Annotated in this window: 19 protein-coding genes and 2 pseudogenes; 11 read left to right on the forward strand and 10 right to left on the reverse strand. The window is 69.9% G+C overall.

Annotated features, from left to right (window positions below):
- Nucleotide 1: 1 nt before the first annotated feature.
- Together F4560_RS03940 and F4560_RS03945 are read right to left on the reverse strand one after the other, a co-directional pair.
- Nucleotides 2-814, reverse strand: a complete 813-nt coding sequence (locus F4560_RS03940; RefSeq protein WP_184916345.1) for an SGNH/GDSL hydrolase family protein — start codon at nt 812-814, stop codon at nt 2-4.
- A 24-nt stretch (nt 815-838) separates the two neighbouring features.
- Complete coding sequence (locus F4560_RS03945; RefSeq protein WP_312868382.1) at nt 839-1,345, reverse strand: NAD(P)-dependent oxidoreductase; 507 nt, start codon at nt 1,343-1,345, stop codon at nt 839-841.
- A 157-nt stretch (nt 1,346-1,502) separates the two neighbouring features.
- Between F4560_RS03945 and F4560_RS03950 the strand changes: the two genes are divergently transcribed.
- The 6 genes from F4560_RS03950 to F4560_RS03970 all read left to right on the forward strand — a co-directional run bounded on the left by F4560_RS03950 (nt 1,503) and on the right by F4560_RS03970 (nt 12,382).
- A complete protein-coding gene (locus tag F4560_RS03950; protein ID WP_246477715.1) occupies nt 1,503-2,396 on the forward strand; it encodes a carbon-nitrogen hydrolase family protein in 894 nt (297 codons plus the stop codon).
- A 65-nt stretch (nt 2,397-2,461) separates the two neighbouring features.
- Nucleotides 2,462-3,268 (forward strand): hypothetical protein, encoded by an 807-nt coding sequence (locus tag F4560_RS03955; RefSeq protein WP_184916349.1) that lies wholly within the window; start codon nt 2,462-2,464, stop codon nt 3,266-3,268.
- Between the two features lie 524 nt (nt 3,269-3,792).
- Complete coding sequence (locus F4560_RS03960) at nt 3,793-6,627, forward strand: helix-turn-helix transcriptional regulator (RefSeq protein WP_184916351.1); 2,835 nt, start codon at nt 3,793-3,795, stop codon at nt 6,625-6,627.
- Nucleotides 6,628-6,660: 33 nt separating this feature from the next.
- The gene (locus tag F4560_RS45385; RefSeq protein WP_281391872.1) at nt 6,661-6,795 is read left to right on the forward strand and encodes a hypothetical protein; all 135 of its coding nucleotides are present in this window, start codon (nt 6,661-6,663) and stop codon (nt 6,793-6,795) included.
- 44 nt (nt 6,796-6,839) lie between these two features.
- Nucleotides 6,840-10,709 carry a S8 family serine peptidase gene (locus F4560_RS03965; RefSeq protein ID WP_184916353.1) on the forward strand — a complete coding sequence of 1,290 codons (3,870 nt, stop codon included), beginning with the start codon at nt 6,840-6,842 and terminating at the stop codon, nt 10,707-10,709.
- A 314-nt stretch (nt 10,710-11,023) separates the two neighbouring features.
- On the forward strand, nt 11,024-12,382 hold the full coding sequence (locus F4560_RS03970; protein ID WP_184916354.1) for a tetratricopeptide repeat protein: 1,359 nt from the start codon (nt 11,024-11,026) through the stop codon (nt 12,380-12,382).
- Between the two features lie 425 nt (nt 12,383-12,807).
- Here F4560_RS03970 and F4560_RS03975 read toward each other — a convergent pair whose 3' ends face one another.
- Entirely contained in the window at nt 12,808-13,272 is a 465-nt protein-coding gene (locus tag F4560_RS03975; protein WP_184916356.1) for a hypothetical protein, read from the reverse strand.
- Nucleotides 13,273-13,575: 303 nt separating this feature from the next.
- Between F4560_RS03975 and F4560_RS46470 the strand changes: the two are divergent.
- Nucleotides 13,576-13,986 (forward strand): annotated as a pseudogene (locus tag F4560_RS46470) (AfsR/SARP family transcriptional regulator); the annotation flags it as partial.
- A 334-nt stretch (nt 13,987-14,320) separates the two neighbouring features.
- Entirely contained in the window at nt 14,321-15,163 is an 843-nt protein-coding gene (locus F4560_RS44010; protein WP_376775414.1) for a tetratricopeptide repeat protein, read from the forward strand.
- Between the two features lie 174 nt (nt 15,164-15,337).
- On the opposite strand, the gene F4560_RS03990 is transcribed toward F4560_RS44010, so the two are convergent.
- From F4560_RS03990 to F4560_RS04005, 4 genes are all read right to left on the reverse strand, one after another.
- Nucleotides 15,338-15,820 carry a YbaB/EbfC family nucleoid-associated protein gene (locus F4560_RS03990; RefSeq protein WP_184916361.1) on the reverse strand — a complete coding sequence of 161 codons (483 nt, stop codon included), beginning with the start codon at nt 15,818-15,820 and terminating at the stop codon, nt 15,338-15,340.
- The gene (locus F4560_RS03995; protein WP_184916363.1) at nt 15,817-16,734 is read right to left on the reverse strand and encodes a hypothetical protein; all 918 of its coding nucleotides are present in this window, start codon (nt 16,732-16,734) and stop codon (nt 15,817-15,819) included. The genes F4560_RS03990 and F4560_RS03995 overlap by 4 nt, the downstream gene beginning before the upstream one ends.
- A gap of 3 nt (nt 16,735-16,737) precedes the next feature.
- Nucleotides 16,738-17,046 (reverse strand): hypothetical protein, encoded by a 309-nt coding sequence (locus F4560_RS04000; RefSeq protein WP_184916366.1) that lies wholly within the window; start codon nt 17,044-17,046, stop codon nt 16,738-16,740.
- 226 nt (nt 17,047-17,272) lie between these two features.
- A complete protein-coding gene (locus F4560_RS04005) occupies nt 17,273-18,220 on the reverse strand; it encodes a helix-turn-helix transcriptional regulator (RefSeq protein WP_184916368.1) in 948 nt (315 codons plus the stop codon).
- A gap of 60 nt (nt 18,221-18,280) precedes the next feature.
- Between F4560_RS04005 and F4560_RS04010 the strand changes: the two genes are divergently transcribed.
- The 3 genes and pseudogenes from F4560_RS04010 (at nt 18,281) to F4560_RS44015 (ending at nt 19,977) form a co-directional block, all read left to right on the forward strand.
- Nucleotides 18,281-19,414: an epoxide hydrolase family protein gene (locus F4560_RS04010; RefSeq protein ID WP_184916372.1), complete on the forward strand. Its 1,134-nt coding sequence runs from the start codon at nt 18,281-18,283 to the stop codon at nt 19,412-19,414.
- Between the two features lie 169 nt (nt 19,415-19,583).
- A pseudogene (locus tag F4560_RS46475) lies at nt 19,584-19,685 on the forward strand (hypothetical protein); the annotation flags it as partial.
- A 52-nt stretch (nt 19,686-19,737) separates the two neighbouring features.
- On the forward strand, nt 19,738-19,977 hold the full coding sequence (locus F4560_RS44015; protein ID WP_246477716.1) for a beta-xylosidase family glycoside hydrolase: 240 nt from the start codon (nt 19,738-19,740) through the stop codon (nt 19,975-19,977).
- A gap of 136 nt (nt 19,978-20,113) precedes the next feature.
- On the opposite strand, the gene F4560_RS45390 is transcribed toward F4560_RS44015, so the two are convergent.
- The 3 genes from F4560_RS45390 to F4560_RS04025 all read right to left on the reverse strand — a co-directional run bounded on the left by F4560_RS45390 (nt 20,114) and on the right by F4560_RS04025 (nt 25,214).
- Nucleotides 20,114-20,977 (reverse strand): glycoside hydrolase family 6 protein, encoded by an 864-nt coding sequence (locus tag F4560_RS45390; protein ID WP_312868387.1) that lies wholly within the window; start codon nt 20,975-20,977, stop codon nt 20,114-20,116.
- Nucleotides 20,978-21,042: 65 nt separating this feature from the next.
- The gene (locus F4560_RS45395; protein WP_281391873.1) at nt 21,043-21,873 is read right to left on the reverse strand and encodes a cellulose binding domain-containing protein; all 831 of its coding nucleotides are present in this window, start codon (nt 21,871-21,873) and stop codon (nt 21,043-21,045) included.
- A gap of 455 nt (nt 21,874-22,328) precedes the next feature.
- A complete protein-coding gene (locus F4560_RS04025) occupies nt 22,329-25,214 on the reverse strand; it encodes an ATP-binding protein (RefSeq protein ID WP_184916376.1) in 2,886 nt (961 codons plus the stop codon).
- Nucleotides 25,215-25,218 lie beyond the last annotated feature (4 nt).

Raw genomic sequence — 25,218 nt, forward strand, 5'->3', positions numbered from 1 at the left:
GCTAGGGCTTGAGGGCTGTGGTCAGCCAGTTCGCCGCGAGTTCGGTGAGCTGCGCGGCTCCGCGGTCGCTGAGGTGGATGTCGTCGATGAGGAGTTCACGGCCTCCGCTGCGGGCGACGTCGTCCCAACTTTGCCCGAGCACGTAGTGCCGGGTCGCCGCGGTGAGTGCCAGCACGAAGCTGAAGTCGTACGGTCGGCGGTTGTCGTGCCGGGCGAGGATGTCGACCATTCGTTCGTGCACCGGCACGTAGTCCACTCCGGCCCGCGCGGCCGTCTCCTTGATCGCGGCGTTGTACCCGGACAGCGTGCGGTTGATGTCGGTGTTCAGGTCCTCTCCGAGCGGTGGCAACGACATCAGTGAGATCCGGGCGGTCGTCCGGGCCTTGATCCGGTCGACGATCGCGGTGAGGTTGTCGCGGTACTGGTCCGGTGGTGTGCCGTTGCGGACGTCGTTGCTGCCGACCAGGATCGTCACCGCCGCCGGGCGGCACGCCATGACGTCGGTGTCGACGCGGGCGAGCAGGTCGGCGCTGGTGTCGCCGTTGATGCCCGCGTTGACGAACTCGTACTCCGCGAATTCCGGTCTGTCGCGCAATGCGCCGACCCAGTCGCCGCCGAGTGTGCCCTGGGTCATGCTCGCCCCGGCGTTGACCACGACGGGGCGAGCGCCGGGTGTCCCACCGCAGGCCTCGGCCGGTGCGTTGTCCGGTGAACGCACGAAGGCGAGGTATCCGGCGGTGCCGGTGGCACCCAGCGCGGCGGCCAACAGCAGGCACACCCCGACGACGACGCGCTTCCTGGTGAAGATGCTCATGTTGGTGCTCTTCCGTTCCGTTGGTCAGTTGGCGACGGCGACGGCCGCGCGCACGGTGCGTTCGTCGGCGAGGCAGCGCAGGAGTTGATCGGCGAGGTCGGCGCGCGACACCCGGTTCCCGCCGCGCACGTTGCGGTCGATCTCGGCGCGGTACGTGCCGGTGCGCGGGCCGTCGGTGAGCATCGGCGGGCGGACGATCGTCCAGTCCAGTCCGCTCGCGCGCACCAGGTCCTCCATCCGGCGCATGTCCGCGAAGGAGTGCTTGAGCACCCTGCCGAGGATCGGCTTGACCGCGAACCTGGTCACCGGCCCGTCCGCCTCGTCGACGTGCATGCCGCTGTTGCTGACCACGACGAGCCGTCGCGTGCCGCGTTCCCGCATCGCGGTGACGATCGCGTCCTGGCCTGCGATGGCAGGGCCGATCGCGGTCGGGTCCATCAGGTCCGCGCGCAGCACGGTCAGGTTCGGCGGGCCGCCCGCGAGCGACGCCGGGTTGCGCGCGCGTGCCTCGAACGCGCGTTCCTCGGCCACTTCACAGACGTGACCGAGAAACGGCCGAGCTCCGACGAGTTCGCCGGCTCGCTGGTCGACACGCTGCTCAACGGTCTCGCGCCTCGACAGCCGTGAAACATCCGCTACCTGGGCAAGTGCCATCGTGGATTCCGGGCCGGATGAGGAAGATGGTCATATGAGTCAGACCTTGCGTTTGGCGGTCGCGCAGAGCACGGTGCCCGAGGACCCGTCGGATCGGGACGCTCTTCGTGCGAGTGGGGTGGAGATCCGCGATCTGATGAGGGAGGCGAGTGCCGCAGGAGCTCGGCTTGTGCAGTTCCCGGAGGGCGCGATCACGTACCCCGACAAGTACGCGGTGTCCGGGGGTGGACGCGAGGAGTTGCGCGAGGCGGACTGGTCACGTGCCGCGTGGGACGTGATGCGGGAAGAAGCGGAGGCCGTCGCGGACCTCGCGGGTGAGCTTGGGATCTGGACGGCGTTCGGTTCGATCCACCGGCTGTCCGGGGCGAACCGCCCGCACAACAGCCTGTACGTGGTCTCCGATCGAGGCGAGTTGGTCGGGCGCTACGACAAGCGGTACCTGTCGCACAGCGAGATCAGTTACATGTACACGCCGGGAGTGGCGCCGTTGGTCTTCGAGGTCGACGGCTTCCGGTTCGGTTGCGTGCTCTGCATCGAGGTCAACTTCCCCGAGCTGTTCGCCGAGTACGAAAGACTTGATGTCGACTGCGTTCTGGCATCGGTGATGGTCGACGATGCACCGAGGTCGGTCGTGGCGCAGGCGTACGGCGCGCTCTACAACTACTGGGTCGGCTACTCCGTCCCGGCGCAGTTCAGCGCGACGGCTCCAGCCGGCCTCGTCGGACCCGGCGGACGATGGATCGGACGCTGTAGCAGCGATGGAAAGCCCGGTCTCACCGTCGCAGAGCTTGATCGCGACGCCCCGGACAACGACATCGACGTGGCCATCCGGTTCGCACGGCCGTGGCGCCGCATCGCGCGTGCAGGGCTCTACGAACCCCATGTCGTGCGCGGTGACCCACGAAGCGACACACGCACGGCGTTCTGAACCGTCCCTCCGGCCAAGGTGGATATGAGGCGCTCGGATTCGGTTGCCTCCCTCATAATCCATGGATGGAGTCCTGGGAGCTGCACGCGATGGCCCGTCGGCACCTGATGGACAGGTATGACGAGTTGACCGACAGGTATGCCGCGCTGCCCAATCAGGGGCGGGCGTGGGACGGGTACCGCTACAGCGTCGAGGCGAAGCGCCTCTATCCCCGGTACAACGTGGTGGCAGCGATGTTGGAGGAAGTCGAGCGACTCGACCCCGATCACCTTCCTGCCCCTGGGCCCCTTGCCGCCGCTCTGGTGGATGCGGCGGAGACCGCGCGGTCACCGCTCACCGAGCCGCCGATGAGCCGGGTCGAGGCGGAAGCGATGGAGTTGGAACGTCGGCGGTTCAGTGCCACCGTCCACACCTGGATGTCGACTACGGACCTCGCGGTGGACCCGTTGCCGTACAGGCGTGTGCTACGCCCGGAGGAATCCTCGGAGTGGCGTCGACGGCTGGAGTCGCGGTGGGGCCTGCGTACGTTGTCGTGGTACCCCATGCTCGACGACCCGGTGCCGGAGCAGGTGTTGGTGCTTCGCGAAGAGTCCATGTGGGACGGTCCCGGAGTCGGCTTGGTCCGTGAGGTGCTACACGGCATGGGCCGGGCCCGCGCGGTGGAGCTGCGCGAGTACGGGGCCGGGTACGTTCTGGATGTCGACCTGCTCTCACCCCGCTACACCGGTGCCGAGGGCGTGTGGACCGACGACACCCTCGACTGGATCGCCTTCGCCTCTCACGAAGGAACGATCGCGTTCGGCGGCACGCTCGCCGCGATGCTCCCCGAATCCTGGCCACACCTGGACGAATGGCGCTGGACCGGCTGGTAGCGCCACCGACATGGTGCGGCAGCGACGGAATAGCACACACTTCTGATACTGGGTGATCCGAGTTCGAAGGAATTGGGAATACAGCAGCTTCGTTATTGCTGGATGTCGCGGAGGCAGACGGTTCCGCCGGCGGAGACGACCTGGTGCTGGAGTTCGCGGTTGGAGTCGATGTCGGTCGAGACCACGCCGTCCAAAGCGGGTAGCGGCGTGTTGTCGGGCCGTCGGTGTCGCCGAGCTCGAAGGTGACGTCACCGATCTTCCGGAGCAGCGCTGCCCGTCCCCACCGGTCGGCCGCGAAGGCGCGAAGGCGCGAAGTAGCCGTGGCTCCGGGCCGAGGGGATGAGGTCGACGTCGCCGTTGGTGCTGCGCTCGAACGCCGGTAACAGCTGTGGTGTTTCGCCTGCGTCCTTGACCTGCGTCCTTGACCTGCGTCCTTGACCCCGGTCGTTCCGGGCAGCAGGATCCGGGCTGTGGGTGGTGATATCGCACCAGGTGAGACGGGCCGGCGTGTGATCGCGCCTGCCATGGTGGGCAGGACGGCGGAGCTGGCGGTGCTGTCGGAGACGGTCTTGGCCCTGTCCGCGGTGGTGTCGGTCGAGGGGGAGGCCGGAGTCGGCAAGAGCAGGCTGGTGGCCGAGCTGTTGCGTGGTCCGGCTGTCCGGGGCCGCAGGGTCCTCGTTGGACGGTGCCACCCGATTCGCGAGTCGTTTCCACTCGGGCCGTTCGTCGAGGCGGTCGGGGGGATCGGTGACGGGCTGAGCGGATCCCGGCTGTCCAGTGTGGCCGGTGCGCTGAGGCCGCTGCTGCCGGAGCTGGCGCCGTGGTTGCCGCCGATGCCGGTGTCGCTGGACGACGCGGTGGCCCAGCGGCACCGGGTGTTCCGAGGGCTGGCCGAGGTGCTGGGGGCGGTGTCGCCGGCGGTTCTGGTGCTGGAGGACCTGCACTGGATGGACGAGCAGACCGGCGACTTCCTGACCTACCTGCTCGACGGCGTGCCCGCCGGTCTCGCGGTGGTGCTCACCTACCGGGGTGAGGAGGCGGGCGCGGCTCTGCGGGCGTTGACGGCGCGGCCACCGACGGGCACGGCACTCGCCCATGTCCCGCTCACCGCACTGGACGCGACGCGGACCGGCAGCCTCGCCGCCGCGATCCTCGGGTTGGACCGGGTGTCGGACGAGTTCGCCCGGTACCTGTGGGAGCGCACCTCGGGGCTGCCGTTCGCGGTCGAGGAGGTGCTCGCGCTGGTCCGCGAACGTGGTCTGGTGGTCCGGCGCGGTGACCGGTGGGCCAGGCGGGCGCTGGACCAGCTCGAGGTTCCCCGTGGCATCCGCGACTCGACCCTGGCGCGGGTGGCCCGGTTGTCCGAGGTCGCGCAGCGGCTGGTGGAAGTGGTCTCGGTGGTGCGAACGCCGGTGACGCAACCGGTACTGGCGGCGATGACCGGACTCACCGACTCGGTCGAGGCGCTGGTCGAGGCGGTCGACCGGGGCGTCCTCGCCGAAGCGGGCGGCGGGTTCGGGTTCCGGCACGCGCTGGCCGCACAGGCGGTCTACGAGCACCTCAACCCGGCGCGCCGGATGGCCCTGCACGGGCGTGCCGCCGAGGTGCTGGAGGCGGTCACGCCGACGCCGCTCGGGCAGGTGGCCCACCACCTGCGGCACGCGCACCGGCCGGCGGAATGGGCCTCGGCCGCGGAACGAGCGGCCGCCCAGGCGGCCGCGCTCGGGGACGAGGACGAGGCGGTTCGCCTGCTCGCCGCCGTGCTCCAGAACGCGGAACTGCCGCCGGAGCGGCGTGCGGCGCTCGCGGTCGCACTCGGCTGGGCGGCACTCGACACACTCCACGCACGCGAGGTCACCGAGCCGCTGCGTGCCGCCATCGACCTCGATGTCCCCGCCGCGCTCCGCGGTGAGCTCCGGTTCCTGCTCGCGGTGATCCTCGGGCAGTCGGGGGAGGACCCGGCGGCGCAGCGCCGCCTGTTCCTGGCTGCGCTGCCGGACCTGCCGCACCGGCCGGACCTGCGTGCGTGGGCCATGGTGGGCCTCGGCGTCACGGTCCCGCCCGAGGTGTCGGTGGCGGAGGCGCTGCGCTGGCTGACCGACGCGGTGGCGCTGACCGACGGCATCGACGACCGGTTGCTCGCGGTCTTCGTCCTCGGCAAGGCAGGCGCCATCCTGATGGAGAACGGCGACAACGCGTGGCGTGCCATCGCCGGGCGGGTGGAGGAGCTGACCGGCGGTGCTCCCCGGCAGCGGCGGGAGGCGAACGCCTACTACTCGCTGGGGGTCGCCGCCTGCTACACGGGTCACCTGCCGACCGCGGAGACGATGCTCGACGCCGCGATGCGCGCCGACGCGGCGCAGCAGAACCGCAGGCTGGCGGTCATGATCCGCGCGGGGCTCGCGCTCACGCGCTACTGCACGGGGCGCTGGGACGGCTTGGCCGCCGCCGTCGAGGAGATCCTGGCCGACGCCGCCGACTACGCCACCACCCGGATGGACCTGGAGGTGGTCGCGAGCGGGCTCGCCCTCGCTCGCGGCGACCTCGACCGCGCGGCAGCCACCTCGCGCCGGGTGACCGAGTTCGCCGTCGAGATCGGTGCTTACGAGGTGGTGCCCGCCGCGGCCGCGACGTGGGCTCGCGCCGCACTGGCCCGCGGGGACCTGGCCGGTGCGCTCACCGGCGTGCGGACGCTGCTGGCCGTGCTCGACGCGAAGGGGGTGTGGGCGCCCGCCTGCTGGGCGGTGCCCGCCGCCGTCGACGTACTGGTGGCCGGAGGCGAGCAGGTGGCGGCGCGGCGGCTCGCCGACCGGACCGCCGACGCGTTGCACGGGCTGGACGCCCCGCTGGCCGGAGCGGTGCTGGCGTACACGCGGGGGGTGCTGGACGGCCGTCCGGAGGAACTGGCGACCGCGGCGGCGGAGTTCGAGCGGGTGTCGGCGGGCCACGAGGCGGGCCGGGCGCACGAGGCGGCGGCGGTGGCGTGGCTGGGGGCCGGGGACGAGCGCGGCGTCACATCACTTCGTGCGGCCGTCGCGGTGTACGAACGACTCGGGGCCTCGTGGGACGCCGGCCGCGCCGCTGCGCTGGCCCGTGCGCACGGGGTGTCACTGCCCGCCCGCCACCGCAGCGGTCGTCGCGGCTACGGCGCCGAGCTGTCCCCGAGGGAGCGGCAGGTGGCCGAACTGGCCGTGGACGGGCGGACCAACCGGGAGATCGCGGAGGCGCTGTTCGTGTCCCCGAACACGGTCGGCAAGCACATGGCGGCCGTGATGCGGAAGCTGAACGCGCGATCGCGAACCGAGCTGGTGCGGCTGCTGGTGGACGACCCGGGCAAAGATGGTGCGTTCTTGCCATAGCTGGGCGGCGACCGCGGCACGCAAGGTGTCGCCATGGACGAGACGACCTTCCCGGTGGGTGACACCGACCCCGACAACGCCACCGACCGGGACTCACGGACGCCGCCGGATCAGGTGGCCGAGAACCCGGCCGACGCCGACGACTCCGACGAGTGGCTACCGCTGTGACGTCCCGTCCCCCGGTGACACCCCTGCCCCTGGAAGGAACCCTGATGCGTCGTAGACGGTCATCCGTGGCGCTGCTGCTCGCGGGTGTTGTGCTGCTGGCCGAGGCGGGCCACGCCTCTGCCGCCCCGCCCTCGTCGGCCGCGCCACCTCCGCCGCCCGCGCAGACTCCGCGCGCGGAGGCCGCCGAGTTCGTCCCCGGGCCCACGTTCACCCTGCTGTCCGGCGACCAGGTCCGCCTAGACACGGCCGCCGACGGCCGCCGGCAGGGCGAGGTGGTCTTCGACGCCGGCGAGCAGGACGACATCCGGTTCGACCAGGTCGAGGACGACCTGTACGCGATGCCCGTCACGGCCGTGCGGCTGGTCGGGGAGGGCAGGCTGGACCGGGAGCTGTTCAACCTGACCAAGCTCGCCGAGTTCGGCTACGACGACGCGAGCGTGGCCGAGCTGCCGGTGATCGCCACCTACCCGCCCGCCGAGGCCGGGCAGCGGACAGCGGCCGGGACGGCGGCGGTGCCCGCGGGCGCGAAGCGGACCCGCACGCTGACCGCGATCGACGCCGCGACGCTCAAGGTGGACAAGAAGCAGGCGACCGCCGCCTGGGCGGACCTGACCAGGCCGGACGCACCCGCGCGGAAGGTGTGGCTCGACGGCAAGGTGCGGGCGTCGCTGGACGTCAGCGTGCCCGCGATCGGCGCGCCGCAGGCCTGGCAGGCGGGTCTCGACGGCACGGGCGTCAAGGTCGCGGTGCTGGACACCGGCATCGACGCCGCACACCCGGACTTCGCGGGCCGGATCGCGGTGAGCCAGAGCTTCGTCGCGGGGGAGGAGGTGGCGGACGGACACGGGCACGGCACGCACGTCGCCTCCATCGCACTGGGTTCGGGCGCCGCGTCCGACGGCACGCACAAGGGCGTCGCACCGGGCGCCCGACTCGTGGTCGGCAAGGTGCTCGACAACGCCGGGGACGGACTCGACTCCGAGGTGATCGCCGGCATGGAGTGGGCCGCCGCGCAGGGCGCCAAGGTGATCAACATGAGCCTCGGCGCCGGTCCCACCGACGGCACCGACCCGATGTCCCAGGCCGTGAACCGGATCACCGAGGACACCGGCGCGCTTTTCGTCATCGCCGCGGGTAACGACCACGCTCACGAGACGGTCACCAGCCCTGGCACGGCCGACCGCGCGCTCACCGTCGGCGCGGTCGACAAGACGGCGCCGCACTTCGTCGCGGGGTACTCCTCCAGGGGCCCGCGCATCCTCGACCGCGCCGTGAAGCCGGAGATCACCGCACCCGGCACGGGCATCGTCGCGGCGAAGACCGGTGGCGGGTACGTGTCCCTGCAGGGCACGTCGATGGCGAGCCCGCACGTCGCGGGCGCGGCCGCCATCCTCGCCCAGCAGCACCCGGGCTGGACCGCGGAACAGCTCAAGGACGCACTGGTCAGCACGGCCGACCCCAACCTCGCCGAGGGAGTGACCGAGCAGGGCGCCGGCATGGTCGACCTGGCCGGCGTCACGACGACCAGGGTGGTCGCCACCGGCACGCTCAACCTCGGCGCCATCGAGCCGCCGTACGCGGCGACGAGCGGGACCGTGACGTTCCGGAACGTCTCCGCCGAGCCCGTCCACGCCGACCTGGCGCTGAACCTGCGCAAGGGCCTGTCCGGCAACGAGGCGCACAGCCCGCCGGACGGCGCGGTCACCATCGAGCCGTCCACAGTGGACATCCCGGCCGGTGGCGCCGCCACGGTCCGCGTCACCGTCGACATCGAGGCGCTCGACAGCGCACCCTACTTCGGCTGGCTCGAAGCACGGTCCGGCGACTCGGTGCTCGCCCGCACCACCGTCGGCTGGACCAAGGAGATCCAGAGGCACCGTCTCACCCTCAGGGGTGTCGACCGGACGGGCAGCCCGGCGAACACCTCAACCTGTTCGCTGGTGAACATCATGAACCTGGACACCGGCGAGCAGATCAAGGGCTGGTGGGTGGACGGCCGCGCCCACACCTCGCGCTATGGCGGCCCCGACCCGCTGCTGCCCGCGGGCCGGTACGGCGTGCTGGCGAACGTCTGCACCTACACGGCGGAGGCGCCGTACTTCGTGTTGTCCGACACCATCGGTGGTGCCGCGGAACTGGTCCTCGACCGGGACCGTGAGATCGTCGTCGACGCCCGCACGGCCGAGAAACTCGAGTACCGGACCGAGAAGCAGGCCGAACCGCTCGGTCACAACGGTCACGTGGTCCTGGCGGTGCGGCAGGTGACGGTCCACCACGAGGACGGTGCGATCAGCCATCCCACCATCAGGGTCCGATCCAATGCCGAGGAGATCTACCTCGTGCCGGAGGATTCCACCGCCACGACCGGGACGTTCTACATCCACTTCAGTTCCCACCTGGTGGCCCCGCCGCTGACCATGCGAGCGTCGGGCAAGCGCGTGCCGGCCTTGCACGCGTGGTATCCCAACGAGAGCGTCGACGAGCACAGCTGCGGAAATCTCGTCCGGTGCCATCCGCCGTTCAGCTCCGCCAAGGACTACCAGGTCGTGGACGCGGGCGCCGGCAGCCCCGCCGAACTCGCCGCGGCACGGGTGCACGGCAAGCTGGTGCTGGTGAAGGAGGAGTGGGGCGAGTTCGGGACCTGGCCCCTGGGCGGGCCGCGCGTGGACAAGGTGGCCGCCGACGCGGCGGCGGCCGGAGCCGCGGGCGTGCTGGTCGCCGCCGCCTACCCGGGCACGCACCTGCGGTTGCAGGTCGCTCCCGCGACGATCCCGATCGCGACGCTGCCGGTCGACGAGGGCCGGGAGCTCACCGAAGCGGTGCGACGCGGGTCGGTCTCGGTGCGGGCCGACGGTCAGCCGGTCACCCCGTACACCTACGACCTCAAGTACGAGTTCGGCAAACTGAGGCTCCCCGATCCGGACGTGCGGCACCGGGACCTGGAGACGGTCAACGCCCGCTACCACAGCGATGTGCCGGGCTCGGTCGGCATCGCCGGGAACCACGACGGCTCCCAGCGGCACGCCTTCGCCTACAACGCGACGAAGTTCGCCACGCCGCACACCCGCGTCGAGTACCACACTCCGTCGACGCCGTCGGGTATCGGCCCGCTGCACCGCTACCGGTTCCACGTCGAGAGCGGCCGGACCGTCTACGAGGACAGCCCGCGCAAGCACGTCGGCGGCGCCCGGATCACCGAGGACTACGGATCGGTTCCCGTGGCGCAGGGCCCGGTCGACTACCCGGTCATGACGGCCACGGTCGACAGCGCAGGCAGGGTGGTGCTGTGGCCCGCGGGCGGTGAGCTGTACGTGGCACCGAACGGGCAGGTCTTCGGGTGGCCCAACACCCGGGACGCGGCGCGCGTCGTCCACGACGGCAAGGTGGTGTGCGATGGGCCTGATCTGACCCAACTCGGCTGCGAGACGCCGATGGGCGCCGGCCGGTACCGGTTCGAGAGAGATGTCGAGCAGGACGTCCGCGCCTTCATGACCGCGGTCCACACGGCGTGGGACGTCGACGTCGCGTTCGACGGCGCCGGGGGTGCCATAGAGATCCTGCCCGTCGTCGACCTGCGGTACGACGTCGGTGTCGACCTCACCAACGCGGTGACCGCCGGGAAGTCGTACACCGCGACGTTCACCCCCGGGTACCAACCCGGTTACACCGGCCCGAGTGGTCCGTTCAAGGTCGAGGCGTGGGTGAGCCACGACGACGGCGCCACCTGGCAGCCCGCGGGCGTCGAGCACACGAGAAAGGACGAAGGCGCCGAGTTCCGCCTCCGGGCCCCCAAGGACGCCGAGTTCGTGGCACTGCGGGTCAAGGCGACCGACGCGGCAGGCAACACCATCGACCAAACCATCACCCGCGCGTGGAAGGTGTCACCGCGGCACACCGGCCGTACCCACGAATGACGTCGTTCTGATCCCATTCCCCGGTGTGGAGGGGCCCGCGCGATGGGCCCCTCCACACCGTTCCGGTTGCTCGCCGTGGGCAACCTGAACCGGCCCGGCTTTGGTGGAGGCTCTGATGTGCCCCGAGCTTCGTGGAGTCGACTGGTCGGACTTCATGCCACGATTGGGACGGTGTGGAGCCTTTCACACTGGTCGTCGCGGGCGAGGGCTGAGCCGGAGGGCCGACGTCCCGGCCGGGGCCTTGTCCAAGGTCTTGACCATCCCCACCGGAGGCCGCAAGCCGATGTCGGGGGTGGCCGCTAGGGTGCACCGTCATGAATGCGGCTGATCTCGACTACCAGGCCCGGACCTTGTCCGGCTGCATTCCTCCGCAACTGGTCTCCCGGCTTCTCGAGCTCGGCCACGGGAAGGAAGTGGAGTTCCAGGCCGGCCGTGGGGAGTGGTTCTGCGCGCGTGAGTGGGCACGGCTGCTCGGTGTCCAAGGGCGGCAGGCCGAGGCGTTGGAGGTGCTCGCTCCGTACGTCGCCACGGGCTGGTGGCCGGCCGCCCGCGCCCAGGCGGAACTGTTGGAGAGCTGGGGGCGGGCCGAGGAGGCGATCGCGCTGGCCCGGCCGTACGCCGAGGTCGTAGGGCTTCCGCTGGAGTTCTTCGGGCGGCTGCTGGCCCGGCACGGACGCCGGGACGAGGCGGTCGTGGTGCTGAGCGCCGGAATCGAGGGCTGGTTCCTCGCCACCGCTCTGGCAGAGGTCGTCGAGGGGTCGGGCCGGGAAGAAGACATCGCGGCGCTGCTGTCCGCGCGGATTCCGGCCCAGCACCGGTGCGACGGTCCTTGGTGCTGCCGCGGCCTCGACCCGGACATGGTAATCGGCCTGGTTGCCGCGATCCGCGAGCGCCAGGGCCGCATCGACGAAGCGATCGCCTTGCTGCACACCCGGCAGCAGATCACCTCCGTGAACAACCGCGACCAGTTGGCCGACCTTCTGGCGAGGCATGACCGGATCGAGGAACTGCGTGAGTACGCGGCGTCCGAGTACCACGGGCACGCCGCGCAGCGCCTGGCCGAGGTGTTGGAGGAGCGCGGTGACGTGGAAGGCGCGATCGCTGTGTACCGGCAGCCGGGTGACTCACCGGTCCGTCAGTGTCGCGGTGCGGTCCAGTTGGCGCAGCTCCTGGCCCGGCATGGCCGGTGCGACGAGGCGATCGAGGTGATGCGCGTGCTCGCGGACTCTCCCGGTGGCGCGGAGGACTGGATCGTCGACACGCTGTGCACCTTGTACGCCGACCATGGCCGTGCCCGGGACGGCTTGGCCTACCTCGACACCCTGAAGGCGCGCCGTGACGGCGAGGAGGAGTGGGACTTTTTCAGGATGCGCCTTCGGCTCATGGCCGACTGCGGCTTGCTCGATGAAGCGATCGAGCAGGCGCGGGTGCACCCCGAGGGCGACACCTGGTACGCGGACTGGACCATCTCCGACCTTCTCGCCGAGGCTGGTCGTGCCGAGGAGGCTGTCGCAGTCCTGGAAGCACACGCCCCCGCCAACTGTGACTCTTTGGCCGGCCACCTCATCGACCTCGGCCGGATCAAGGAGGCTGTGGCAGTCCTCCAGCAGCGCAAGTCCGAGCCGGTCGTGCCTGTCTCGACGGGCACTTTCTCCACCGACCCCCCGTTCTGACACCGCTCTAGTTCAGAGAAGCCTGCATCCGATGCCCAGGTTCTGGCCCGACCCCGTCCAACGCGACTGCCTCGTCGAGTTCCGTGACAACCTCATCGCCCGCCGCAGTGGCGCGAGGACCGGATCGACGCGCTGATCGCGGACCATGAGCGTTCGGGTGGGCCACTGTTCATCGCGGGCACGGTGTGGAACCAGGGCACTGTTCGGTGACCACGGCCATCCCCGACGCCTGCGTCAACCCCCGGATTCGGCGGGCCGACCCGCACCTGCCGACGATCCCGCGTCTGTTGCGTATCCTGCCCATAAGACAGATAGGTGCCCTCTGCCCTGAGATGAATGTGGCGTCGCAACCAACATCATCCCAGGCCAGAGCGGCACCTATCGCCATCTACAGCCTCTGCCGCCGCGCTACTCGCGGATTCGGGTCAGGATGGTCGTCCAGGGAGGTTGTCACCCTGAGGAGGAAGGCTCGCCCGGCTCACGTTGCGGATTCGGGCGACATCGAACGCGTATTGATGGAAAATTTCCATCGTGTAAATATGACGCTTGGTGCGGCCGACCAGGTACACTTTACCTGTTTCGATTTCCTTCGCGAGGTAGGACCCGCTGAGCAGCGGTTGCCCGACCGAGATGCCATTGCCGTCAGTGCGCAGCCCGTCCCACCCTGCCCACAGGTTGAAGTAAGTCGCGGTATCGGGGACGTGGTGCCGTAGACCGTCAATTACCAGGTACACCGCCTTCGTGCGAGGGTCCTGGTACCTGAATCCGTTACACCTGTTGCAGACCTCCTGAACTGTCACTGAGTCCGCGGGGTGAGCCACCTCGGTAGCTGAAGCGGGAACGTAATTAACGCCGACCAGTAACATCGCCGACAGGAGGCCGAGCGTCATCCTGGAAAGGATACTCATATAAGGGTCACCTCATAGTTTGAGTTTGTAGTGGGATCAGCGGACTGGCTTCGCGGTGCGCCCCGTCAGGAGCCCTGACTTGCGTGTCCACGGCAATGGTCCCGCTGACGATCTGAATGCCATGGTGCTCGCTGTCCTCTCTCGGGAGTTGTGCCTGATCACGGTCGGCGAGACACCATGGGGAAGCCTTCGGTGAACCTTGTAGGCGGCCACAAGGTCGGGTAGAGAGGTGGGTGGGGGTGGGGCGGCGTGGTCGAGTTCCGGTTACTGGGCACTGTCGAAGTGATGGTCGATGGTGTGCCGATCGATGTCGGGCACGCCCGTCAGCGCGACATACTGGCGGTGTTGCTCATCGATGTCGGTCAGGTGGTGCCGATCGACCGGCTGGCTGACCGGGTGTGGGGTGCGAGGCTTCCGCGCCGCCCGAACGATGCGCTCTACAGTTACCTGTCACGGTTGCGCACGGCGTTTCGCGGCATCGATGACGTCACCATCAAGCGGCAACGCGGGGTGGCGCTGTGGCGCGGAGGGGCGCTCGGCGAGTTCGATTCACCCTGGAGCGACTCCGTCCGCGCCGATCTGGACCGCCGGCAGCGCTACGCGGCCGCGCTGGAACGCAACGACCTCCGTCTCCGGACCGGACATCACGCCGACGTGCTGGCCGAACTGTCCGACGAGGCGATGCTCGATGAACGCGCCGCCGCGCAACTGGTCGAAGCGCTCCAGCTCGATGGGCGCCCGGCCGATGCGCTTGGAATCGCCACCGGGGCGTTTCCGGATGCACGACCTCGTACGGCTTTACGCCCGCGAACTCGCCGGCACGGTCGACAACCCGTGCGATCGGAAGGCAGCCCTCGATCGGCTTTTCGACCACTACCTGCACACGGCTTCCGCGGCGATGGACTTGTTCGCCGTGCACGAGCCCTACCGGCGTCCACCCGAGCCGGCGCCGGGGTGCGCGACACCGGGCTTCGCTGGTTACCTGCAGGCGCGCGCCTGGCTGGACACCGAACGGCCGGCCCTGCTGGCCATGGGAGCCCACGCCGCGGCGTTCGGTCTCGAGCGGCATGCCGTGTGGCTTGCCGCGGTCCTCTACCGCTACCTCGACGTCGCAGCGCACTACGAAGACGCGCTGGTGCTGCACAGCAATGCGCTGGCGTTCACCGATCCCGGCAGTTTGGCCCGGGGGATCGCGCACCATGCCGTGGGCTGGACGTTGTTCCGGCTGGGCCGTGCGGACGAAGCTGCCGAACATCTCCGGCAAGCCCTGTCCAGCGCGCAAGACCACCGATCCGACCTCCTCGAAAGTGCGGTGCGCGACGGACTCGCTTCAGTCCACGACAGGTCCGGCCGGCGGTCCAGCGCGCGCAAGCAGCACGAGCTCGCACTCGCCGCCGCCCGGCGCGCCGGCCACACGCACCTCGAAGGAATCGCCTTGTGCGGTCTCGGCGAACACCACAGCTCATGCGGTGATCACCAGGAAGCTCTTCAGCACCTGCGAGAAAGCGGCCGGATCATCAGGGAAATCGGTGACGGTGGCCTCTCGGGACGGATATTCGCGGCGCTGGGACGGACCTACGTAGGACTCCGCAGGACCGACGAAGCCGCCCGCTATCTCCAGCGCGCCCTGCACTTCGCCCGCGTCGGCCGAAACACCAGCCTCGAAGTCAGCGCACTCAACGATTTCGGCGCCATCGTCACGGCAGCTGAAGCGCTCGATCACCACGAACAGGCGCTTGAACTCGCCAAGAGGATCGGGCACCGGCACGAACTCGTCCGAGCCCACCACGGCCTGGCCGAGGCACACCGGCAGTTGGGCAACCACACGAAAGCCGCAGCACATCTCGAAGCGGCCGACAGCACACACTGGTGAGCAGGTCACGCAGCCGGTTCACACCGCGCACCCAGTCGGCCATGAGGTCTTCGCGGTGCGCGGTGAGCTCGCCCTATCGGGCCGGAAAGCGGCGCACTGGTTTCCCGGCGGGGTTGTCGGCTTTCGCGAACGCGGAGCAGGACCCCTCCGTCGACACTGGTCGGCGGCTGATCGCTACCAGCCCTCGTCGCGCAGCACGGCTCGCGGCTCGTCGTCGTCATCGTCCCGGCTCGCGGGCTTGGGACGGGACGGCGCGGGGCGGGACGGCACCGGGCCGGAGGGTGTCGGCTGGGGCGTGGGTGCAGTCGGCAGGAGCGGAATGTCGCGGAGTACCCCTTCCGCCCGTAGTTCCTCGTGCAGGCGGTGGGTTTCGGAGCGGACCTGCGCGGCTGCCCGTTGCACGGCGTCGACCACGAGTCGGGCGATGTCGCCTTTGGCGGTCGGGGAGATCCGAAGGTCGACGAGCATGCCCCCGGAGTCGACGGTGGCCTGCACGGCGTTGTCCGGCGATGTCGCCGTGGCGGTGATGTTCTTCATCCGCGACTGGGCTTGCAGCATGGCTTCGTTGCGGCGCTTCATGCGGCTCAGGCGCTCGCCGGTGGCCTCTTGCAGTGCTGCCGCCCTGGCGTTGATCGCCTCCGGGTCCATGTTGGTCATCGGCCCTTACCCACGCCCGCGCCCGTCTTGCCGATGCCGTCGTCCGGGACCAGAGGGCCGGTGTCGACCTTCTTGTTGATCTCCTCGCCCTGGTCGGAGCCCAGGTTGAACTCGCGCGGGTCGAAATTCGCCCGGGTCGCGATGGTGGGCGGCTCCGGGTTGACGTCCGGGAGGTGCGGCTTGTTCAGCAATTCGTCGAGGATGTTCCGCAAACCCTGTTCGAGCGCCGCGAGTTGCTCCTCGTAGAGGCGCCGCAGACCTTCCAGCCCATCCGCCAGGCGCTGCATGACGTCGCCCTCGTTCTCGCCGCCGTCGCCGAGTTCGATGATCACGCTGCCGATGCCGGACAGGAAGCCCAGGGCGGCGCCCACGAGACCGCCTTTGGTGATGGCGCCGCCCACGGTGCTCGAGAACACGCCGACCACCGCGCTGCCGACCTTCCAGCCCTGCATCTCGTCGTCCTCCGCCGCGGCGGCGAGGCCACCGTCAGCCTGCCCCACGAGGTCGAGCAGGTCCGATCGCACGGCGAGGAGCAGCGCTTGGTAGGCCTTCATCACGATGGCGACGGCTTCCAGCGCCTCACCTTGGCGCAGGACGGCGGCGTGCATGTTGTTGAGGTAGGCCTCGAAGTTGTCCGCGGCCGTGCCGTGCCAGTCGGCGATGTCGGTCGCGGCGCTGCTCAGCGACTGCGGGGCGTGCGATCCGACTTGCATGGAGGCGTCCTCGAACGACTGGCGCATCAGGTCGGCGGCCTCGTCGTCACCGGCGGTGAACGGCAGGAAGCCGTCGTGCACGCGCTGGGTCAGCGGCGTGACCTGGCCCCAGGTGATCGTGGTCGTGATCTCGGCGAAGTACTCGGCGTAGATCATCACGCGGTCGTGCCACGTCGAGTTGGCCGGGATGAGCCTGCCCATGGTTCACACCTGCCCGTCGGCGTAGCGGTAGCGCTCCACGATCTCCAGCACGGCTTGCCGGGCAAGGTCGAGGTTGTCGCGGTTGTCCTTGATGTCGCGGAAGACCTGGGCGAAGACCTCGGTCCAGGCCGTCGTCACGCCGTTCAGCACGTCCGTCACGTCCGAGCCGGACGCGAAGGCGTTGGCCGACATCGAGAGCGTGTCGCCCACGTAGCCGCCGGCCACCTCCAGGTCGGTGATGGCCATCGGCAGCTTGTCGGTGGCCACCCGTCGCAGTTCGTCCACCTCGACGGAGAACCCGTCCCCGGTCATATCAGCCCCCCTTTCGGCTTGTCGGCCAACGTAACGGAGCGTGTGGGAGCGGTGCCGGGGAACAGGGCAAGTCGACTTCGATTCACCCGCTTGACTCACTGCCGGATCAGCCGGCCTGCGGTCACAGGGAGACTGCGAAGAGGTGGGTCATCGCTGGGAACCATTCCCTGAGCCTGTGGGCGGGGCTCCTTGCACCTTCTCGGGGGCTCGCACAACCTTCCATGGTTCAGGCGCGGGCGTAGCGTTCCGCGAGGGTGCGCAGCAGTGGCCTGAGCTCGTTGGGTGACTCGACGGTGAAGTCCATGCCCAGCATGCCGATGTAGGCGGTGATCGTGTCGAGCGAGTCGGCGCCGGTGACGAGGACCGAGGTGGTGTCGGTGACCGTCTCGACCACGCCGACGGCGGGGTGGATCCGGTCGAGGACGGCCTGCGCCGGGGCGTCGACCCGCAGGCGTGCGTGGACCTGCCAGCCGCTGAACGCGACACGGCGCATGGTGAAGCTGGTGTAGTCCTCGTCGGGGAGGGTGGTGGGGGCGAACCGGCGGTGGGTGCGCATGCGTGGCGTGATCCAGTCCGCCCGGTAGACGTCCCACTCGCCACTGGACGGGTCGCGGGCGACGAGGTACCAGCGTCGCTTCCAGGCGAGCAGGCGGTAGGGCTCGACGAGCAGCGAGGTGTCGCGGTAGTCGAAGCGGAACCACTCGACGTCGTGGATCGCGGTCGCGATGGTGCGCAGCACGGCGGGGTCGACCTCGGGGTCCGGGGCGTCGGTGTCGGTGTTCTCCGGCGCGTGGTCGACGACCGAGGCAAGCGCCTCCACCGTCGGCCGCAGGCGTGGTGGCAGGACCTGTTCGAGCTTGGCCAGCGCGCGGGCGCTGGAGGTCTCGAGCCCGGCGATGCCGCGGCCGGCGCGCAACCCGATCGCCACGGCCACCGCCTCCTCGTCGTCCAGGAGCAGCGGGGGGAGCTTGCCGCCCGCTCCGAGCCGGTAGCCGCCCGCTGCGCCGCGGGTGGCGTCGACGGGATAGTCGAGCGTGCGCAGGCGTTCCACGTCGTTGCGGATGGTGCGGGTCGTGACGCCCAGCCGGTCGGCGAGTTCGGTGCCGCTCCACGACGGGCGTGACTGGAGCAGCGCCAGGAGCGCGAGGAGCCGTGCCGATGTGTCCGCGGTCACTGCGACATCCTCCGTCTTATAGGAACGGGCCTTTCCTATATGCACTTTAACGTCTGTGTCATGACGAACACGGAGATCCGCCCCTTCCGCATCGAGGTCACGCAGGCCGAGCTGGACGACCTGACCGGTCGCCTCGACCGCACCCGCCTGCCGCAGCCGGCGCCGGGCGACACCTGGGAGCACGGCACCCCCAACCACTACCTGCGTGAGGCCGTGACGGCGTGGCGCGCGTTCGACTGGCGTGCCGCCGAGGAGCGCATCAACGCCCACGCGCACTTCATCACCGAGATCGAGAACCAGCCGATCCACTTCATCCACGTCGAGTCGCCGCACGAGGGCGCGACGCCGCTGCTGCTCGCGCACACCTACCCCGGCTCGTCGGTCGACTACCTCGACATGATCGGCAGGCTCACCGACCCCGTCGCCCACGGCGGGCGCGCCGAGGACGCGTTCCACGTCGTCGTGCCGGACGCACCAGGCTTCGGCTTCTCCAACCCGGTCACCGAATCGGGCTGGACCACCGCCCGCGTGGCCCGCGCCTACGACACCCTCATGCGCAGGCTCGGTTACGAGCGCTACGGCGTGCACGGCTCCGACCACGGCGCGATGGTCGCCCGCGAACTCGGCATCCTCGCCCCGGAGGGTTTCCTGGGGTTGCACGTGCTGCAGCTGTTCTCCTTCCCGTCGGGCGACCCCGCGGAGTTCGAACGACTCGAACCGCGGGACTACGCCGGTCTGGAGCACATGCGGTGGTTCCAGAAGGTCGGCGGCTACAACACCATGAACGCCAGCAGGCCGCAGACGGTCGCGGCCGGGCTCAGCGACTCGCCGATCGGGATGCTCGCCTACAGCGAGCTGTTCAACTCCTTCGGCAACGGCACGTCCCTGGTGCCGCTGGAGACCATCCTCACCGAGGTGTCCGTCAACTGGTTCGCGAACGCCGCCGCGGGCATGGCCCGGTCCTACTTCGACAACGCCGCCGTCCCCGCCGACGAGCCCGCCCCGGTGAACGCCGCCCCGACCGGCGTGGCCGTGTTCGCCGACGACTTCCAGACCATCAAGGTGTTCGCGGAACGGGACAACTCCGACATCGTGCACTGGAGCCGTTTCGAGAAGGGCGGCCACTTCGCCGCACTCGAGGTCCCGGAGATCGTGGTGGACGACATCCGGACGTTCTTCACCGCACTGCGGTGAACTCCCTGAAACGGCCTCCCGACCCCCGGTCTGCGACAGGCGGAACGGGGGTCGGGTTTTCTGCCTCGGTCAGCCCACCGGCCGGCACCCGAGCCGCCTCACACCCGTGAAGTGGGTCGACGGCTGGCCCCGCGTCGGACCCGTCAACCTCACCGAACGCGCACCCGCCGTGTGGCACCCCGTCGAGCCGGACCCGCCGCGTGACGACTTCGACACCGCGGACCTCGCACCGCGGTGGATCTCCCCTTACGCGCGTCTCGTCGACTCGTGGTCGCTGGCCGACCGGCCGGGGTGGCTCACGCTGCACGCCACGGCACGTCGCCGTGATCGCCCGGATCGGACCACTGCGCCGGCGCGTGGCCGAACGACCCGTGCCACCCGGCCCGCTGACCCTGGCAATCACCACCCGCACGGACGACACGGGCGCACCGGACCTCGTCGGCTTCCACGTCGACAGCGAGCTGCTGGCCGAGCTCGACGGCCGCTACCTGTCCACCGAGGTCGCCACCGGCTTCACCGGACGGGCGATCGGCATGTACGTCACCGAGGGCACGGTGTTGTGATGACCGGTCGGATCCAGTCACCGCTCGTTCGACGGACCACCTGAACGCTTAACCGCAAGGGAAAAGTCCGTAGGCGGTGCCCAGGGGACGCCGCCTACGGGTGTGCAGTGCTTGTTCAGTTGTCAGTCACCCGATGTCACAGCGCCGGGTAGGCGTTGCGCATGAGCTCCTGGAACTGGGCCGAGAACCAGTGGCCCGAGAGCGGCGCGTTCGCCAGTGCACCCGACATGTTGTTGCCGTTGCGGATGTTGCCGGTGTACGTGGGGTCGCACATGCGGTCGAAGCCCTTGCCCTCGTCGTTCGGGATCTGGGTGCTGGAGCCGTCGGACTCGCCCGGCGGCTTGATCCAGACGTAGGCGTCGATACCCGGCTTCGGAGCGGCCGTCGGACGCTCGCCCAGACCGGCGCCGGACTGGTTGCACCAGTTGCCCTTCTGGTGACGACGGTCGATGCGCGACTCGTTCACGTAGGTGGTCGGGTCGCCCGAGGTCGACTTGGCGGTGGGCCGGTTCGGGCCGCCCCAGCCGTTGCGCGAGGTGTCGATCAGCATGCCGATGCCGCTGTCGAAGCCCTGCTTCACCAGTTCTGCGCGCATCGCCGTGGCGAAGCCCACCTCACCGTTGAAGTCGTTCCAGTCGATCCACTTCGAGGCCTCCTTCACCGGGCGGCCGCCGACGTTGTCGTCGACCGTCCAGAACGGCTCCTCCAGCGCGGAGAAGTTCGCCGTGTTGGTGATGAAGCCGTGGATCTTGTCCTTGGTGGCGCCGTTCTTGCCGAGGAGCGTCGCGAACAGCTTCGCCGCGGCGAAGAAGTTGTCGTACTGGGGATCCGCGTCGCCCCAACCGATCCAGCCGTGGTGGCCGGCGTCGATGTAGTTGTAGACGTTGCCGATGGCGCCGAGTTTGCCGATGGAGTAGGAAATGCCCTCGACGTAGTTGCCGTTCTGCTTCATGACGTCGCAGTTCGGCGTGGCGGTGGCGCGCGGCGACACGTTCGTCACCAGGTTCGGCAGCGAGTCGATCTCGGTGACCGCGACGATGCGCAGCTTCGAGTACGCCGGCCGGGCTACGATCCGGCGATCTTGTCGATGTACTCGGTCTTGTAGCGACCGATCTCGTCGGCCTTCAGCTCACCGTTCGACGCCAGCGCGGCGCAGTCGCGGCCGGGCAGGTTGTAGACGACGAACTGGAACACCAGCTGACCGTCCGCACGGGCCGCCCGCTGCTTCTCCGCCTCGTTCAGGTGATCGACCAGACCCATGGAGCCGGTGGTCGGCGAGCCGTTGCCGGTGATCGCGCTGATCCGGTCCAGCCACACACCGGTCGGCTGGTTGGCGATCCGCGAGCCACCCGGCTCGGCAGCCGCCTGACGCGACCACTGCGGGTTGACGTACACGCCCGCGCCCACGTACGGGTTGTCCACCTTCGGACCACCCGGGTTGGTGTCCGTGGAGGTCGTCGTGGTGGTGGTGCTGGTGGTCGTCGTGGTGTCGACCGTCCCCGTGCACACCGTGCCGTTCAACCGGAACGACGTGGGCACCGGGTTGGACCCGTTCCACGAACCGTTGAAGCCGGGTGCCACCGAAGCACCGGTGCCGAGGTTGGCGCTCCAGGAGGGGTTGCGGACCGTCACGCGGCTCCCGGACTGGGAGAACTCACCGTTCCAACCCTGCTGGACCGACTGGCCGGCGGCGAAGTCCCACTCCAGCGTCCAACCGCCGGAGATGGCGTCACCGAGGTTGGTGACCGTGACGTTGGCGCCGAATCCGCCTTGCCACTGACTCGAAACTTGATACGACACCCGGCAACCGGGCGCCGCATTGGCGGTGGCGGTCGAAGCCACCACCCCGGCGACGGACAAAGCCGCCACCGAGGTCATCGCCAATGCCCCGGTCATTTTCCGGGATCGTACGAACGTGCGCAGACTCATGCATCGCCTCCTTGCGAGCAAACCACCATTCGGGAGCGCTTCCGGAAATGTCCCCTAAATAGATCCACACGAGACCGAAAAGCTTCTGGGAGCGCTCCCAGAAGAACCATAACGCGCGGTGCCTGGCACGCGCCGAAGTCGAGGAATAGATGGGTATGCGCAAGAAACTCCTGCACTGATTGTTGGCTGGTGCTTGCCGGCCGATTTGAGTGAGTAGACCGGCCCCGGCACGCCCGATCCGGCTACGCGTGGGGGTCCGATGAGCTGTGCCGATGCGTCGCCGACCGGCCGCGACAACGAAGTGGGCGACTGCGACCGCTGCGGCACCTATGTGGGCGGCAGATCGGTGTCCGACAACGCTCCGGCAGCTGCGCGGGCAGCCTGACAGCACATTGGCCGCAGGTCCCGCTCTCGACGGGATCTCAGCCGAGGCGGTCCGCGCGCAGTTGAGCGCGTGACGTGATCTCCAGTTTGCGGAACAACTGGGCGACGTGCCGATCGACCGTCCGGGAGGACAGGACGAGCTTGTCGGCGATTTCGCGGTTGGTCTGCCCGGCCGCGACCATGCGTGCGATCTGAGCCTCCCGGGGTGAGAGGTCGTTGCCGTACCCCGGTCGTCCCCGTCGGGCCGGTTTCGCGCTGCCGAGGGTGTGCAGGGTGTGGCGGCAGCGCACGGCGTCCTTGGACGCTCCGAGTCCGTCGAGGGTCTCCACCAGGTCCGTGAGCAGCTCGACGGCCTTGTCCGGGTCGGACGGCGCCAGGCCCGTCGCCTCGTGTTCCCTGGAGATGGCGGCGAAGTACGGTGCACCCATCGCCTCGTAGCCTGCGGCGGCCTGCCTGAAGTGGCCGACGGCCTCGGTGTGCCGGCCCCGAGCTTCGGCCAGCGAGCCGCGGCACTGCGCGAGCGCGGCGAGCACGGCCGGCGCGTCGCGGCCGGCGATGCCTTCGGCGGCCTCGTCCACCAGTCGTTGGGCGTCCGCAGTCCGTCCGGCGGCTAAGTAGGCGGTGACCGCGACCGGAGCCAGCACGCCTGCCCAGGGCCAGCCGTCCGTGAACCGCACGGCGGCAAGTCCCCGCTCGACTTCCGCCGCCGCTTTGCCTGCCGCTTTGCGTTCCAGCAGGATCGTGGCCAGTCCCGCGATCCCGCTGATCGCCACCGGAACGATGGCGTCGTCGGGGTCGTGGGCGCCGGTCCTGCCGAAGTGCTCGACCGCCGCCGCCCGGTCGCCGCGCGCCGCGGCGAGCCACCCGAGCACCTGTTCCAGTTCGCCGGTCACGCTGGTCACGTCGCGGTACTCCTCGATCAACCCGCTCGCCCGTTCCGTCAGGCCTCCCCACCGACCGGTGATCCAGTCCAGCCGCGCTTCGGTGGTCCGGCCGGTGGCGACCACGTACGACGCGCCGCGCTCGGTCGCGAGCCGCAGCCCGTCGCGCAGGAACCGGGCGCCCAGGTCGAGGTGGCCCAGCCACACGCAGGCGTCGGCGACGGCGCACCGCAACCGGGCCAGCTGCCGCTCACCACCGTGGGTGTCCGCGCGCTGGGGCATCTCGTCCATCCCCGTGAGGTACCCGCGGTGCAGACGGGATCCGAGCAGATCGGCTGCCAGGGAGATCCGCAGCTCGCCCGTCGCGGTCACCTGGTGAGTCTCGGCCCGCTGCCGCCACAGATCGAGTTCAGCGGGCGGCACCGTGCCCAGGTACGGCGTCGCGAGCACGGCCGCGGCGCGGGCCACGAGGTCGGGCCTGTCCACCGACTCGTCGATCGCGCGGTGGAGTTCGGCCCGTCCTTCCCGGATGCGGCCGATCTGCCGGACCAGCAGCAGGGCCCGGTGCAGGCGCACCTCGCCGCGCACCGCCGTGGTCAGCCGCGGGTCGAGCAGCAGGTGTTGCAGCATCCCCGTCGGGTCCCGCTGCTCCAGCCCTGTGCTGGCGATGTGCCCGAGCTTGATCGCCAGCCGGTCGACGACATCGGCGGGCAGCGCCGCAACGGCGAGCAACCGCTGGAGCAGCGTGGTCGCGGTCGCCGCGTCACCGGAGTCGACGGCCCGGTCCACCGCGGCCTCTGCGTAGGTCACCCAGTCCGCCGTGCGGCCCGCCCGCTCGCTGTGCTCGGCCAGCTGGACCAACGGTCTCGGTTCGACGTGCTCCAGTGCGTCGACGGCGCGGTCGTGCAGGGCGGCACGCTCGGGAGAGCTGATCCCGTCGTAGACGGCCTGACGGGCCAACATGTGCCGGAAGCCGTACCGCAACCCCTCCACCTCGTGCAGGACATGTCCGTCGACAGCGTGCGACAGCATTGTCCGCAACCTGTTCTCCGGGACGCCGCCCACCTCGGCGAGCAACGCGGCGGGCGCGGGCGTGCCGAGCACGGCGGCCGCCTCGACCAGGTGAACCGCGGCGGTGGGCAGGGCGGCGAGGCGATCGGCCATCGCGTCGCGCAGGAGCACTGGGACCTTGACGGCGTCGAGCAGCTGTTCTGCCTGCGCGCTGCCCGCGCGCACCGCCCCTGCCGGGTCGCGTAAGGCGCGCAGCACCTCCTCCACGACGAACGGGATGCCCGCGGTCCGCTCGTGCAGCCGGGCCGCGAACTCCGCCGACACGCTCTCCACGCCGAGGATCGCCTCGGTCAGCCCCCGCACACCGTTGACGTCCAGCGGCTCGATCTCCAGCACCGCGACCAGGCCGCCGGCAGCGGGCCGGAACTCCGCGCCCAACGGGCTGCCGCCGTGCAAGTCCTCCCGTCGGTAGGTGAGGACCATGGCGAGGTCGGCCGGCGGCTCGCCGGCCAAGAAGCGCAGCAGCTGGCGCGTGCCGTCATCGGCCCAGTGCAGATCTTCCACCACCAGCAACGCCGGACCGAGTGCGCCGAGGAGTTCGCGCACCGCCCGGAAGAGCCGGTGCCGCTCGGCCCGCGGATCACCCAGCGGCGGCAACGGGGCGGGCAGCTCGGCGGCGATCTCGGGCAGCAGCGGAGCCAGCGCGCCGATCACCGGATTCAGGCTCGGCTGCCGGGCCAGTGCCGGCCCCACGCCGCGCAGCGCCTCCAACAAAGCACCGTAGGAGAACGTCTCACCGACCCGTTGACAGTGGCCGACCAGCGGCAACACCGACCCCAGGTCGCCGGCGAGCAACTCCGACACCAGCCTGCTCTTGCCCACCCCCGCCTCGCCCTCGATCAGCACGACCGCCGGGCGGCGCACGACGACCTCCCGCAGCACGGCCAAGTCACCGCCACGCCCGACCAGAACAGGTGAACCGGCCCGGAACCAACCACCGCGGCCCGTCTCCGGGCCGCCAACCCGTCGCATCACC

Origin of the sequence: Saccharothrix ecbatanensis, assembly GCF_014205015.1 — a bacterium.
Classification (GTDB): Bacteria; Actinomycetota; Actinomycetes; order Mycobacteriales; family Pseudonocardiaceae; genus Actinosynnema; species Actinosynnema ecbatanense.